The 14,253-nt window shown below is 59.5% G+C and carries 10 protein-coding genes and 5 pseudogenes; 8 read left to right on the top strand and 7 right to left on the bottom strand.

From position 1 onward, the window contains the following. Together CES87_RS31775 and CES87_RS31770 are read left to right on the top strand one after the other, a co-directional pair. A partial coding sequence (locus CES87_RS31775) for a TetR/AcrR family transcriptional regulator (RefSeq protein WP_128609378.1) occupies nucleotides 1–514 on the top strand: 514 nt, incomplete at its 5' end. A 176-nt stretch (nucleotides 515–690) separates the two neighbouring features. Next, nucleotides 691–1,104: a VOC family protein gene (locus CES87_RS31770; RefSeq protein ID WP_128609376.1), complete on the top strand. Its 414-nt coding sequence runs from the start codon at nucleotides 691–693 to the stop codon at nucleotides 1,102–1,104. A gap of 119 nt (nucleotides 1,105–1,223) precedes the next feature. On the opposite strand, the gene CES87_RS31765 is transcribed toward CES87_RS31770, so the two are convergent. The 5 genes and pseudogenes from CES87_RS31765 to CES87_RS31745 all read right to left on the bottom strand — a co-directional run bounded on the left by CES87_RS31765 (nucleotide 1,224) and on the right by CES87_RS31745 (nucleotide 4,977). Then, entirely contained in the window at nucleotides 1,224–1,625 is a 402-nt protein-coding gene (locus CES87_RS31765) for a biopolymer transporter ExbD (protein ID WP_079303191.1), read from the bottom strand. Nucleotide 1,626: 1 nt separating this feature from the next. Continuing rightward, nucleotides 1,627–2,351, bottom strand: a pseudogene (locus CES87_RS31760) (MotA/TolQ/ExbB proton channel family protein). Nucleotides 2,352–2,437: 86 nt separating this feature from the next. Continuing rightward, nucleotides 2,438–3,250 (bottom strand): energy transducer TonB, encoded by an 813-nt coding sequence (locus CES87_RS31755; RefSeq protein WP_128609374.1) that lies wholly within the window; start codon nucleotides 3,248–3,250, stop codon nucleotides 2,438–2,440. Between the two features lie 40 nt (nucleotides 3,251–3,290). Further along, complete coding sequence (locus tag CES87_RS31750; RefSeq protein WP_128609372.1) at nucleotides 3,291–4,091, bottom strand: ABC transporter ATP-binding protein; 801 nt, start codon at nucleotides 4,089–4,091, stop codon at nucleotides 3,291–3,293. A 1-nt stretch (nucleotide 4,092) separates the two neighbouring features. Next, a complete protein-coding gene (locus CES87_RS31745) occupies nucleotides 4,093–4,977 on the bottom strand; it encodes an ABC transporter permease (protein WP_128609370.1) in 885 nt (294 codons plus the stop codon). A gap of 383 nt (nucleotides 4,978–5,360) precedes the next feature. Here CES87_RS31745 and CES87_RS31740 point away from each other — a divergent pair. Beyond that, a pseudogene (locus CES87_RS31740) lies at nucleotides 5,361–6,448 on the top strand (LLM class flavin-dependent oxidoreductase). Nucleotides 6,449–6,718: 270 nt separating this feature from the next. On the opposite strand, the gene CES87_RS31730 reads toward CES87_RS31740, so the two are convergent. Both CES87_RS31730 and CES87_RS31725 read right to left on the bottom strand, forming a co-directional pair. Beyond that, the gene (locus CES87_RS31730) at nucleotides 6,719–7,513 is read right to left on the bottom strand and encodes a class II aldolase/adducin family protein (RefSeq protein ID WP_128609366.1); all 795 of its coding nucleotides are present in this window, start codon (nucleotides 7,511–7,513) and stop codon (nucleotides 6,719–6,721) included. A 122-nt stretch (nucleotides 7,514–7,635) separates the two neighbouring features. Next, complete coding sequence (locus CES87_RS31725; protein ID WP_128609364.1) at nucleotides 7,636–8,541, bottom strand: LysR family transcriptional regulator; 906 nt, start codon at nucleotides 8,539–8,541, stop codon at nucleotides 7,636–7,638. A 268-nt stretch (nucleotides 8,542–8,809) separates the two neighbouring features. On the opposite strand from CES87_RS31725, the pseudogene CES87_RS31720 reads away from it, so the two are divergent. From CES87_RS31720 to CES87_RS31700, 5 genes and pseudogenes are all read left to right on the top strand, one after another. Continuing rightward, nucleotides 8,810–9,417, top strand: a pseudogene (locus tag CES87_RS31720) (cysteine dioxygenase). Then, complete coding sequence (locus CES87_RS31715) at nucleotides 9,414–10,997, top strand: rhodanese-related sulfurtransferase (protein ID WP_128609362.1); 1,584 nt, start codon at nucleotides 9,414–9,416, stop codon at nucleotides 10,995–10,997. The pseudogene CES87_RS31720 and the gene CES87_RS31715 overlap by 4 nt, the downstream one beginning before the upstream one ends. A gap of 299 nt (nucleotides 10,998–11,296) precedes the next feature. Continuing rightward, complete coding sequence (locus tag CES87_RS31710; protein WP_128609360.1) at nucleotides 11,297–12,259, top strand: ABC transporter substrate-binding protein; 963 nt, start codon at nucleotides 11,297–11,299, stop codon at nucleotides 12,257–12,259. 27 nt (nucleotides 12,260–12,286) lie between these two features. Further along, a pseudogene (locus tag CES87_RS31705) lies at nucleotides 12,287–13,624 on the top strand (LLM class flavin-dependent oxidoreductase). A 2-nt stretch (nucleotides 13,625–13,626) separates the two neighbouring features. Continuing rightward, nucleotides 13,627–14,253 (top strand): annotated as a pseudogene (locus CES87_RS31700) (ABC transporter substrate-binding protein); the annotation flags it as partial.

Raw genomic sequence — 14,253 nt, 5'->3', positions numbered from 1 at the left:
TCACCACTACCCGAGTAAACAGCACTTGCTGCTCGATCTGATCGAGGAGTTCTACGAAGAGTTATTGGCCACCCTTGGGCGCATTGAACAAAAGGCTCCGGCCAAACGCGACCGGCTCAACAGTCTGATCCGCGCGCACCTGAACCTGCATCGCGACATGCCGTGGCATTTTCGCTTGGTGGAACGCGACAGCGGCTGCCTGAATGAAGAGCAACAGGCACGGGTCCGACAGTTGCGCGAGCAGTACGAACGCCGGTTGCTAGTGATGCTCGGCGCCCGCTCCCGATTCAGTGATTCCGGCTTGCTGGCAGCAGGGCATGCAATTGCCGCATTGCTTAATAATGCACCGAGCTGGCTATCAGCCCATTCACTGGACGAACAAGAGCAAGACGAACTGCTGGAAAACATGCTGAGCGGAGCGATCGAGCGAGTGCTCGCACCACGACGTGCAACCGAGGCAATAAGCCTTGCCCGGTCTATCGAAAAATCATCTAAAAACCAGGCGGCCCTGTAGGAGCGAGCGTGCTCGCGATGGTCGAAAGGACGCCTTGGGGTGTCAGGCACCCAGCGTATTCGTTGACGCCCATCGCGAGCACGCTCGCTCCTACAGGGAAACGGGATCGCCGAATTGCTGATTTAGCGCTTTACTTGCCCAGTCGATGTATCCCTTCAGTGACCGGGAGCCGAACCATGAAAATCAATCCCTACCTTATCTTCAACGGCGACTGCAAAGCCGCGTTCACCTTCTACGCCGAAAGCCTCAAGGGCCAGATCGAAGCGATGATGACCTTCGGTGAAACCCCTGCTGCCGAACAGGTACCCAAGGACTTGCATAACCTGATCATCCACACGCGCCTGGCCGTGGGCGACCAGGTGATCATGGGCTCGGACACCACACCCGACCGGCCCACCAACGACATGAGTGGTTGTTCGATTTCCCTGAATGTCGATAGCATCGCCGAGGCTGAACGGGTGTTTACGGCATTGGCGGACGGCGGCAGCGTGCAAATGCCGCTGGAGGCTACGTTCTGGGCAGCGCGCTTTGGCATGCTCATCGATCGTTTTGGCGTGTCGTGGATGGTCAACTGCGAAAAGGATCAATGACAACGTCAATGCCCCCTCTGTAGGAGCTGGCTTGCCAGCGAAAGCGGTGTGTCAGGCGACATCAATGTGATTGAAACGCCGCCTTCGCCAGCAAGCCGGCTCCTACAAGTCTGCTTTTTTCATTTCGCCGTAATCACCGACAACTTGGTAATCCCAGCCCTTTCTATAGACGCCATGGCCCTGGCCACTTCGCCATAGTTCACCCCATTGTCCGCCTGCAATTGCACGCGCACATCCGGGTTTTTTGCCTTGGCCGCCTGCAGGTTGAACTCGAGCAGATCCGCCTGGATTTCATCTTTGTTGATGAACACCTTGCCCTTGTCGTCAATGCTCACCACCAGCGGATCCTTCTGTTCGACCGGTGCTACCGATTCAGTCTTCGGCAGATTGATCGGGATGGAATTAGTCAGCAGGGGCGCGGTGACGATGAACACCACCAGCAACACCAACATGACGTCCACCAAGGGCGTGACGTTGATCTCGCTGAGCACTTCATCGCTGTCTTGTGTGGAGAAGGCCATATCAGGAGGCCTCCTTGACTTTCTGCCCGGCGACGGTGGCGCCGGACTTGCTCAATACCGGATGCAGGAGCACACGGAACGAATGTTTCTGCGCCAGGCTGTAGAAGTCGTGGGCGAAATCATCCAGATCGGCGGCGGTCAGTTTCAGGCGACGCAGGAAGTAGTTGTAGACCAGCACCGCGGGTACCGCGACGGCGATCCCCACACCTGTCGCGACAAGCGCGGCGCCGATCGGCCCGGCCACGGTTTCCAGGCTCGCCGAGCCTGCCGCACTGATGCCTTTCAACGCCGACATGATCCCCACACAGTGCCGAACAAGCCGATAAAGGGCGAGGTACTGCCGATACTGGCAAGAATCGCCAACCCGGTTTCCAGCGAACGCCGTTCACGCACGATCTGTTGACGCAAGGCACGTTCGAGACGGTCCTGATGATTGATCGCCTGACTCAGGTCGGTGGCTTGTGTGCCCTCCGGCACCTGAATCGCCGCATAACCGGCCAACGCCACGCGGGCTGCCGCGCCGGGCTGGTTATGCGCAAGTTCGGCGGCCGAATCGAGGCTGGAGGCAGCCCAGAAGTGTTTATGGAATTTGCGATCCTGGGTCTTGAGCCGGGTGAACTGCACACCCTTGAGCAGGGCAAGACCCCAGGTCGCGACAGAAAAAAGGATCAATAGCCAGATGACGGCGTGTTCGATGGATTCGAAGGGGGATGCGATCAGGTTCATGGTCAGGCTCTCCAGCAAGGCATTGGATCGGTTGTAGCGATGCGCCTTGTGTCAGGTAGCCCGCGGTTTATTGCGATTGGTTTGAATTACTTGATCTTGAAGTCGATCGGCACGCTGACCCAGCCGTCCTGGGCGACATCGCCCTGCTTGGCCGGGACGAAACTCCAGCGCTTGACCGCTGCCAGCGCTGCGTCGTCGAGTTGATCGCGGCCGCTGCTTTTCTGGATCTGGATTTCACCGGGTTTGCCGCTGGCCAACACATGCACCCGCAACAACACCGTGCCTTCCCAGCCCCGACGCATCGCCAGCGACGGGTATTCCGGTGCCGGGTTCTTCAGGTACGCGGCGCTGGCCGACGCCGGCGTCACCGGTTTTGGTGCAGGCGCAGCCGCAGGGGCTGGCGCGGCGACCGGTTGTGGCGGCGCGGGCGGTGCCGGTGGCTGCTCGACCGGTTTGGCGACCGGTTTCGGCACTGGCTTGACCACAGGTTTCGGTTTGGGAATCGGCTTGGGCGGTGGTGGCTTTACGGCCAACTCGTCCTCCACGGGCGGTGGCGGTTCGACCACCGGCTGCGGAATCGGCTCGGGCGGTGGCGGCTGCACCACCGGCGGCGCCGGCTGCGAGAACTCGATGGTCATCGGCGGAATCTCCGGCGGCACTACCGGAAGTTGCGGCGGTGGCGCCTGGTTGACCCAGACGATCACCGCGCCATGCAACACCAGTGCAAACACCCCCAGCAACACCACTTCGCGGCGACTCAGTACCCGCTTGGGCGTGCTGTGCAGGCGCGACGCCGCCAGGGGCTCGCGGAAGACCCGGCCAAGGTCGAGCAACTCGCCGCCGGGGAGCGGGTGTCGGAACACCTCTAAGGCACTGGTGGCGCTCTGGACATTGCCCATTTATAGACTCCTGTAAATCTCGGATTGATCACGCGCAGCATCAGCCATGGGCGAAACGCCGGACCGTACTGTTCGCTGTGCGGCGCTCGGCGACGGCCGCGGGTTCGACTTCGACCCCCAGCAAATTCAGCAGACGCGCACGAATAGCCTGAAAACCCGACTGCCCGGTGTCTCGGGCCCGCGGCAAATCGATAGTGACTTGCTCGGCAATCTTGCCGTTTTCCAGCACGATGACCCGGTCGGCCAGCAGGATCGCTTCATCGACGTCATGGGTGACCAGCAGCACGGCCGGTGTGTGTTTGCGCCACAATTCGATGATCAGCCGATGCATGCGAATCCGGGTCAGCGCATCGAGTGCGGCGAACGGTTCATCCAGCAACAACAGCTTGGGTTCGCGCACCAGGCCACGGGCCAATGCCACCCGTTGCGCTTCGCCGCCGGAGAGCGTGGCCGGGTAGGCGTCGAGCCGATGGGCCAGCCCCACTTCAGTCAGGGCCTGCACCGCGCGCGCCTTGGCGTCCGGGACGCGCAGACCAAGAATCACGTTTTTCCAGGCGCGCTTCCACGGCATCAGTCGTGGTTCCTGAAACACCGCCGCCCGCGCCTTCGGCACCAACAACTGACCGCTGTCGATGCTGTCCAGGCCGGCCAGGCTGCGCAGTAAGGTGGTCTTGCCCGAACCGCTGGCCCCCAGCAATGCGACGAACTCGCCCGGTGCGATGTCCAGGTCCAGGCCATCGATGACCCGCTGCTGGCCGAACTGGCGCACAACGTTGCGCAGTTGAACCGGTGCCGTCGACTGTGCAGGTTTGGGCGCGTCCAAAAGATCGATGCTCGACATATCAATTCCTCACAAAAGTTGGGCGCCAGGCCAGGGCAAAACGCTCCAGCGTGCGGATCAGTCCATCAATCAACAGGCCGAGGACGCTGTAAATAAGCAGGCAGATCACGATGACGTCGGTGCGCATGAAGTCCCGCGCATCACTGGCCAGAAAGCCGATGCCGGCGGTGGTGTTGATCTGCTCGACGAACACCAGCGCCAACCAGGAAATCCCCAGGGAGTAGCGCAGGCCGACAAAGAACGAGGGCAAAGAACCCGGCAAAATCACATGCCAGATCAACTCGCGACGACTCAGGCCCAGGGTGTTGGCGGCCTCGATCAGTTTGGGGTCGATGTTGCGGATACCGGCGAACAAGTTCAGGTACACCGGGAAGGTCGTGCCGGTGACGATCAGCGCGATCTTGGTGAATTCGCCGATGCCGAACCAGAGAATGAACAGCGGCACCAGGGCCAGTGAAGGGATGGTGCGCAGCATCTGTAGCGGCGAATCGAGAATCACCTCGCCGCGTTTGGACAAGCCGCTGATCAGCGCCGCGACTACACCAATACTGACACCGATGCTCAAGCCCACCAGCGCCCGTTGCAGTGACACCAGCAAGTGCTTGCCCAATTCGCCGGAAGCGATCATCGCCCAGAGAGTGCCGCCGATCTGCGAGGGTGCCGCGATCACCCGTTGCGGGATCAGGCCTGTTTGAGAAGCCAGCTCCCACAGCAGCAACAGCGCGATCGGGCTGAGCAATCGCAGCAACACGTCGGGTGTGCGCCAGTTGCGAAGCCAGTTGGGGAGCAGCCTTGACGCGCCCTGTAGCTCACCGGTGTGGCGAGCAGCCTTATTGACGGAAATCGAGCTACCGGGGCTCGGTGTATCGAAGGTCTTTTCAGTCATCAGGCTTCCTACCTCATAAAGAACATGGCCGGAGGTGCCATGGGTCAGCTTCGGTTTTCATGCTATTCGCATAAAAAACCTCAGTGAAATTCTTTTTAGGAATAACCTAATATGATTAAAATCAGATATCTGCTTAGCCTGATAAATTGTTTGCATAATAGACATCGCCTTCCCTGCCCTGCCGCGACCTGCATGACTGTTAACGATTAAAATGCAGTTAGCTGATATCAATAAATACACATCATTCTATTTTTTAATAATTAACTTAGAACCAAACGGCATTTCACACGCCTGCACCGCTGCGCCTATTTTTGATCCCACAGACCGACCCCAATGCCAGGTGGAGGCTTGAATCGCGCCTATTCAAAGACAAGGAACTCCTCATGAGCATTGAATTCATCGGTTACATCGGCGGTCACCATTCTTCCGAAATCCACCCGCGCAGCGGCCCGGTCCTGCAACCGGAATACGTGGAAAAAGTCGCACGGGCCCATGACGAAGCCGGGTTTGACCGGGCCCTGGTGGCCTTCCACTCCAACAGCCCGGACAGCACCCTGATTGCGTCGCACGCCGCCAGCGTGACCAAAACCTCAAGTTCCTGATTGCCCATCGACCGGGTTTTGCCGCGCCGACCCTGGCTGCGCGCCAGTTCACCACCCTCGACGTTTTCAATGGCGGACGTACTGCGGTGCATATCATTACCGGCGGCGATGATCGCGAACTGCGGGCCGATGGCAGTTACATCGGCAAGGACGAGCGCTATGCCCGCACCGACGAATACCTCGATGTACTGCGTCAGGAATGGACCAGCGAAAAACCCTTCGACTATGAGGGCAAGTATTACCAGGTAGAGGGCGCGCACTCGGCGGTGAAATCGCCGCAACAGCCGCACATCCCGCTGTATTTCGGCGGTTCATCGACAGCGGCGATCGAAGTGGCGGGCAAGCATGCAGACGTGTACGCGTTATGGGGTGAGACCTATGAACAGGTCCGCGAGGTGGTGAAGCAGGTGCGTGCCGAAGCTGCCAGGCATGGCCGCAGTATTCGCTTCAGCCTGTCGTTGCGACCGATTCTGGCAGACACCGAAGCCCAGGCCTGGGAGCGTGCCGAACGCATCCTCCAGCAGGCTACCGCATTGGCCGAACAAAACGGATTTGTGCGCCGCGAACCACCGAACGAAGGCTCGCGCCGCCTGCTCGCCGCTGCAGCCCAAGGCTCGCGCCTGGACAAGCGTCTGTGGACCGGCATCGCCGGCCTGCTGGGAGCGCAAGGTAACTCGACCTCACTGGTCGGCACCCCGGAACAAGTGGCCGAAGCCCTGCTCGATTACTACGACCTGGGCATCACCACCTTCCTGATCCGCGGCTTCGACCCGCTCGACGACGCCATCGACTACGGCAAGCACCTGATCCCGTTGACCCGCAAACTGGTGGCCGAGCGTGAGCGGCAGGCGGCGGAAAAGGTAGCCTAACAACAGCGACTATCTAATGTGGGAGCGGGCTTGCTCGCGAAGACGGCAGCACATTCAACAGAGATGTTGAATGACAGACTGCTTTCGCGAGCAAGCCCGCTCCCACATTTTTGTTCCGAGTGTTCACCAGGAAAGTGGTCACCACCAACCCCTGTAGGAGCGAAGCTTGCTCGCGAAGACGGCGGTACATTCAACAGCGATGTTGACTGACAGACCGCTATCGCGAGCAAGCTTGCTCCTACAGGGCAGTGGTGAACATGATTCTCGTGCTCAGTTCTTGTACTCGGTATCACTGCGTTCCAGCTGCCGAATCAGCGCATTCCAGTGCCGTGCAACTCCCGGCCCGTCACCGCTCTTGAACACTTCGGCCTGTTTCTCGACTTTGGCCACTACCTCGGCTGGCGGGAAGATCAGCTCGGCGTTGCCGGCGGCCTGTGCGGCGATCTGGATGTTGCAGGCCCGCTCCAGGCCGTGCAGTTGCTGGAAGGCATGTTCAACGCTAATGCCGGCGGTCAGCAGTCCGTGGTTACGCAGGATCAACACACTCTTGTCACCCAGATCCGCTACCAGCCGCTCGCGCTCGTCCAGGTCCAGTGCCACTCCTTCGTAACCGTGATAAGCCACCCGCCCGGAAAAACCGATGGCGTGCTGGGAGATCGGCAGCAAGCCGTCACGCTGGGCGGACACCGCGATGCCGTCACGGGTATGGGTATGCAGGACCGCTTGCAGGTCGGGACGCGCAGCGTGAATCGCGCTGTGGATCACGTATCCGGCAGGGTTGATACCCAGCCCCGTCGGGTCATCGACGACAGTGCCGTCAATGTCGACCTTGACCAGATTAGAAGCAGTGATTTCATCGAACAGCAGGCCAAAGGCATTGATCAGGAAATGCTCCTCCGGCCCCGGCACCCGGGCGGAGAAATGCGTGTAGATGTGGTCGGTCCACTTGAACAGGGCCGCCAACCGATAGGCCGCGGCCAGTTTTACACGCACTTCCCATTCTTCGGGGCTGACACGCTGATGAACATTTTTCGAGACGCTGGATAACGGACTGACGCTGCTCATGGCAAAACTTCCTGGATGGCCTTAAGGACTCCAGCAAGCCTAGGGGAAGGTAAAAAATAATAAAAAGCACATTTTAATCTAAGCTAATTATTATTTTTTTTTATTATACATTCCCCTATTCCTCACGCCGCATTCTTGATCTTCTGCAACGATCCGGCGACCAGTTTGCCAAACGCATCAACCGGCCCTTGCAGGTTGCCGAGAAAATGCGGATAGATCAGCCAGAGGTCCATCACTGGTTTGAAATCCTTGAGCGGCATGGCAGCCAACTGATCGAAATGAACGCTGCGCTCCAGCAACGGACGCGGCACCAATCCCAGTCCCAGACCGTCGGCGACCAGGCCCAGCTGCAACTCGGTGCCAAAGGTTTCCAGATTGACCCGTAGCGCCAGACCCTGGTCCGACAAGGTGCGCTGCAACCCGGCGCGGAAACCGCAGCCATCAGGGTTGAGAATCCAGCCATTCTGGTAAACGTCGGCGAGCTTGCAAGGACGCTTGGGCAATTGCGCCTTGGCGCACACCACCACCAGCTCCATCTTGCCGATCGATTCGCCGATGATGTTGTCCGGAAAAATCTTCCCGGCCGGAAACAACGCCGCCGCCGCGTCCAGCTCACCGCGCTCGATCTTGCCTACCAATTGACTGCCCCAGCCGGTGGCCACTTGAGCGCGCAAGTCGGGGTATTCGATACGCAGATGTTTGAGTGCGTCGAGCAGCACCACATCACCGATGGTTTGCGGAACGCCCAGGCGCAGCACCCCGGTGGGCGGCGCGTCGGTGGCAACCAGTTCTCGCAACGCATCCATTTCCCGCAGGATCACCCGACACTGTTCATACACCCGCGTACCGATCAGCGTGGGCTTGAGCGGTTTGGTATTGCGATCGAACAGCTCCACGCCCAACGCCTGCTCAAAGTTCTGCACGCGCCGCGTGATGGCCGGCTGAGTCAATTGCAGCGACTCGGCGGCATGGCTGATGGACTGGCAACGAATCACTTCGACAAAGGCGTCGATATCATCAATTTTCATTTGGCCCGCACATAGAGAACAGTCAATAAGATGTCTGAAAAGCATAGTTCTATTGGTGGATTCTGGATAGCCCGCTCCACGCCAGCCGACAGATCAATAGCATCTGGCTCTATACGAAGGGGCTATAGGAAGGGGCTATAGGAAGGGCTATAGGAAAGGGCTATAAATTCCTTTCAGCTATAACCTAATCATTAAACAATCGCATATTAATATAAATCATTATGCTTAAATCAAAGGATCAACATTCCCAACGAACGATGGAATCGCCATGACCCAGGCCCGACACCCGGAGAGACTCAGAGCATTCATAGGCGCCTTGGCGGAATTGATCGACAGCAACCCCCGCGAGGGTGATCTGCTGCATCGTGGCGGCAAACTGCTCAGCCAACTGGTCAGCCATGACGACTGGCTGCCGGAAGACTTTGCCAAGCCAGACCCCGAGCGCTATCAGCAATACCTGTTGCACGCCGATTCACGGCAGCGTTTCAGTATCGTCAGTTTTGTCTGGGGCCGGGGCAAAGCACGCCAATCCATGACCATCGGGTCTGGGGGCTGATCGGCATGTTGCGCGGCGCGGAGTACTCGCAAGGTTTCCAGCGCCACACCGACGGCTCCCTGATCGCCGAAGGTGGCCGGGTGCAGCTGCGACCCGGCCAGGTCGAGGCCGTATCGCCCAAGATTGGCGATATCCATCAGGTCAGCAACGCCTTTGACGACCAGGTTTCGATCAGCATCCATGTCTACGGCGCCAACATTGGTGCCGTGCGCCGCGCGGTGTATCTGGCCGACGGCAGCGAGAAGCTGTTCATTTCCGGTTATTCCAACGCCTTTCTCCCCAATATCTGGGATCTGTCCAAAGAGAGCCAAGCCCTATGAGCACTGCACTGACCCGCTCCTACGCCGAGATTCGCAAGGCCCTGCTGAACCGTGAAGAACTGGCGCTGGTGGATGTGCGTGAAGAAACGCCCTTCGCCGAATCGCATCCGCTGTTCGCCGCCAACATTCCCTTGTCGAAACTCGAACTTGAGGTGTTCTCGCGGATTCCACGGCGCGATACCCAGGTGACGGTCTACGACAATGGCGAAGGCCTGGCGAGCATCGCCGCACAGCGCTTGCAGGACCTTGGCTACGTCAATGTCAGCCTGCTCGAAGGCGGCCTGGACGGCTGGCGGCGCGCCGGTGGCGAATTGTTCATTGACGTCAATGTGCCGAGCAAAGCCTTTGGCGAACTGGTGGAAAGCCAGCGCCACACGCCTTCTCTGGCGGCCGAAGAAGTTCAGGCACTGCTCGACAGCGAGGCCGATGTGGTTGTGCTCGATGCCCGGCGTTTCGATGAATACCAGACCATGAGCATTCCCACCGGCATCAGCGTACCGGGAGCAGAGCTGGTACTGCGCGCAAGGGAACTGGCACCCGACCCTGCCACACAGATCATCGTCAATTGCGCCGGTCGCACCCGCAGCATTATCGGCACTCAGTCGTTGATCAATTCCGGTATCGCCAACCCGGTTTCCGCCTTGCGTAATGGCACCATCGGCTGGACCCTGGCCGGGCAGAAACTGCAGCACGGCCAGTCGCGCCGATTCGCACCGACCAGCGAAGAGCATCGGCAAATCGCCGCTGGCGACGCCCGTCGTGTCGCCAACAAAGCCTTGGTCGGCCGCGCCACGCTGGCCGATCTGCAACGCTGGCAAGCGGAGTCGACCCGCAGCACCTATCTGTTCGATGTGCGCACCCCGGAAGAATTCGAAGCCGGGCACCTGCCGTCTGCCCGCTCGACACCCGGCGGTCAACTGGTGCAGGAAACCGACCACTTCGCCAGTGTGCGTGGCGCGCGGCTGGTGCTGGTCGATGACGATGGCGTGCGCGCCAACATGTCGGCTTCCTGGCTCGCGCAACTGGGTTGGGAAGTGCATGTGCTGGATGACGTTACGCCTGCGCACTTCAGCGAACAGGGTGCTTGGCAGGCGCCGGTCCCCGCAGCAAGACAGGCCGAGGAAATCAGCCCCGAGACACTGGCGCAGTGGCTTTCCCATGGCGACACCGCGCTCCTGGACTTCACCAGCAGTGCCAACTACGTCAAGCGTCATATCCCAGGCGCGTGGTGGGCATTGCGCAGCCAACTGCGTGAAGCGTTGGCCAAGGTGCCGTCAGCCGAACGTTATGTACTGACTTGCGGCAGCAGTCAGTTGGCGCGACTGGCAGTGGCCGAGGTCGAAGCGTTGACCGGTAAAACGGTATTTGTGCTCAAGGGTGGCACGGCCAGCTGGATCGCCGCGCAACTGCCGCTTGAAGAAGGCGAAAACCGCCTGACCTCGCCGCGCATCGATCGCTATCGCCGCCCATACGAAGGCACCGATAACCCACGCGAAGCGATGCAAGCCTATCTCGACTGGGAGTTCGGACTGGTCGACCAACTGGCCCGCGACGGCACTCATGGCTTTTACGTGATTTAACCGGCGTCCCGCTGCCCCTGTAGGAGCGAGGCTTGCCGCGAAGAACGATGACGCGGTTTGCCTGAACAATCGCGTCATCGTTCTTCGCGGGCAAGCCACGCTCCCACAGGTTTGATCATCGCACCACATTAAATGCATTTATTTAATATTTATAAAAATTATAATCAGCTAACTTCATAATTAGCATATAACCAAAAAGAATTTCACAGCAGTTTCTTATAGATATAACGTCAACTCCACACCGACCCCTTCTCCAGGCGGAGGTTATTCAAAGCGCAACAACCTGCCTGGAGTTCCTCATGTCACCCAAATCCCTGTTGTTGAGCCTCTTTTGCACCCTCGGCTTCGCTGCCTCCGCCCACGCTGCTGACCTGCAACCCCTGCTGGTGGCCAATCAGAAGTCCACGATCAAAGTGCTGCTGGACGTCTCCGGCGAGCTGAAGAATGTGCCTTATGAAATCCAGTTCTCCGAATTCCCGGCCGCCGCGCCCCTGGGCGAAGCGCTGAATGCCGGCGCCGTCGACATCGGTGCCCTCGGTGATGCTCCATACGTATTTGCCCTCGGCGCGGGCGCGCCGATCAAGGTCGTCAGCATCGTGCATGCCGAAGGTCGCTACACCACGGCCATCCTCGCGCCCAAGGATTCGCCGCTGAACACTGCCCGCGATCTCAAGGGCAAAAAGATCGTTACCACCCGCGGCTCCATCGGTCACTTCCTGGCGATCAAAGCCTTGCGCAGCGCCGGCCTGAGCACCCAGGACGTGCAGTTCATCTACCTGCTGCCGAGCGAGTCGCGAATCCTGCTGGACAACGGCAGCGCTGACGCTTGGTCGACCTGGGACCCCTACACCACTATTTCCACCACCCAGAATCAGGCCAAGGTGCTGGTCAGCGGCGAAACGTTGCTGACCAATCATTTGTACTTCGCCGCCACCAGTCAGGCCATCGCCAACAAGCGTCAGCAACTGGACGATTTCATCGCCCGGGTCGACCGCGCCTATCGCTGGACCAACGCCCATCCCGAGGAATATGCCGCCGCCCAGGCCCGCGTCACTGGCCTGCCGCTGGACGTGCATATCGCCGTGGCCAAAGGCACGCACATGCAACCGGTGGAGATTGACGACAAGGTTATCGGCGGCCTGCAAACCACCGCCGACATCTACCAGCAAGAAGGAATTCTGACCAAACACATCGACGTTTCCCAAGGCTTCGACAAGAGCTTCAACGCCAAGCGCGCCCAACTCAACCAGGCCTCTCGATAACGAGGCGACGGATTCAGGAGTAAGACCATGAGCAAACAACGCCAACTGAAACTCGGTGCGATGGTCCATGGCGTCGGCCATGGATGGGGCGAATGGCGCCACCCGCAGGCCCGGCCCAATGCCAGCGTGAGCTTCGACTTCTACAAGCAACAAGCGCAACTGGCCGAGGCGGCCAAGTTCGATTTCGTGTTCATCGCCGACAGCCTGCACATCCATGAGAAGTCCAGCCCGCATTACCTCAACCGCTTCGAACCGTTGACCATTCTCTCGGCGCTGGCGGCCACCACGCAGCATATCGGGCTGGTGGCGACCGTCACCGTCAGCTACACCGAACCGTTCCAGGTCGCCCGCCAATTCGCCTCACTGGATCACATCAGCGGCGGTCGCGCCGGATGGAACGTAGTGACCTCCTGGCTGAGCGGCACCGCCGATAACTTCGGCAAGAGCGAACACCCGCCCCACGCCGTTCGCTACCGCATCGCCAAAGAGCACGTGAATGTGGTCAAGGGCTTGTGGGATTCCTGGGAAGACGATGCCTTCGCCTATGACAAGCAAAGCGGTGAGTTTTTCACCCCCGGCAAGTTGCATGCCCTGGAGCACAAGGGTGAATTTTTCTCGGTCAAAGGCCCGCTGAACATCTCCCGTTCCAGGCAAGGCCAGCCAGTGATTTTCCAGGCCGGCACTTCTGAGGCCGGACGCAATTTCGCTGCGCAAAACTCTGACGCGATCTTCGTCAGCCCTGAAAGTTTTGAAGACGCGCACACCTACTATCAAGACCTGAAAACACGCGCGATGGCTTCGGTCGTGACCCGCAGAAACTGTCGATCCTGCCGGGCATCCGCCGATCGTGGGTCGTGATGCAGACGAGGTGGAAAGCCGCTATCAGCAAGCCGTTACGCTTGTGACCATTGAAGACGCCATCGTCGCCCTCGGCCGTCCCTTCAATGACCATGATTTCAGCCAATACCCACTGGATGCGCCGTTCCCCGAGCTGGGCGATCTGGGTTCCAACAGTCAGAAAGGCGGTTCGGACCGGATCAAGCAGCTCGCCAAAGACGAGGGTCTGACTCTGCGTGAAGTCGCTCTGCGCTTCTCCCGTCCGCGCCGTGACTTTGTCGGCACGCCCGAGCAAGTCGCCGACGCGATTCAGAAGTGGTTCGAACAAGGCGCGGCGGACGGTTTCATCATCAATTCGTTGCTGCCCGACGGCTGCAGTATTTCACCGAGCTGGTGGTGCCGGTTCTGCAACAGCGCGGCCTGTTCCGCGATGAGTACAGCGGCAACACCCTGCGCGACCACCTTGGCCTGCAAGTCCCGGTCAACCGTCACGCGCACACCGCCCTCGGGGCTCAGGAAAGAGCCTGACCATGACGAAAAAGATCACGCAGGGACAGTTCAATCGTCGCGGCTTCCTCACGGCCAGCTCGATCGCCCTCGGCGCATTGGGGCTGTCTTCCCTGGGGTTGGCCCGCGTGCGTTCGCCCAAGCCAACAAGCTCTCGGACCTGACCCTGGGCGTTGCCACTTACCGGGGCCAGGATTCGTACTTCACCGAAGACGCCGGCACCGCCGCTACACCCTACAAAGTCGAATACGCGGAATTCGCCGGCGGCAACCTGATCGTCGAAGCGTTGGCCTCGGGCAGTCTGGACGTTGGTGGAATGAGCGAGATTCCACCGATCTTCTCGATCCAGAGCCATCGCCAGCCGCGACTGATCGCGGTGCTGCAAAGCGACGTGAACAACCAGGTGTTCCTTGATTCCCAAGGACTCCAGCATCGAATCAGTCGGGCAGTTGCGCCGGCAAGCGGGTCGGCTATGTGCGCTCCACCACTTCGCACTATTTCCTGATCAAGGCACTGAAGGAACAAGGCCTGGCCATGAAAGACATCACCGCCGTGGCGCTCACGCCCCAGGACGGTTTCAGCGCGTTCCAGAGCGGTCAGCTGGATGCATGGGTGATCTATGGCGTGTTCATTCAGTTGGCGAAATTCCG

The sequence above is a fragment of the Pseudomonas sp. ERMR1:02 genome (assembly GCF_002277815.1).
Taxonomy (GTDB): Bacteria; Pseudomonadota; Gammaproteobacteria; order Pseudomonadales; family Pseudomonadaceae; genus Aquipseudomonas.
Note: the sequence above shows the minus strand (reverse complement) of the source record. Positions and strands in the feature narration are given on the sequence as shown.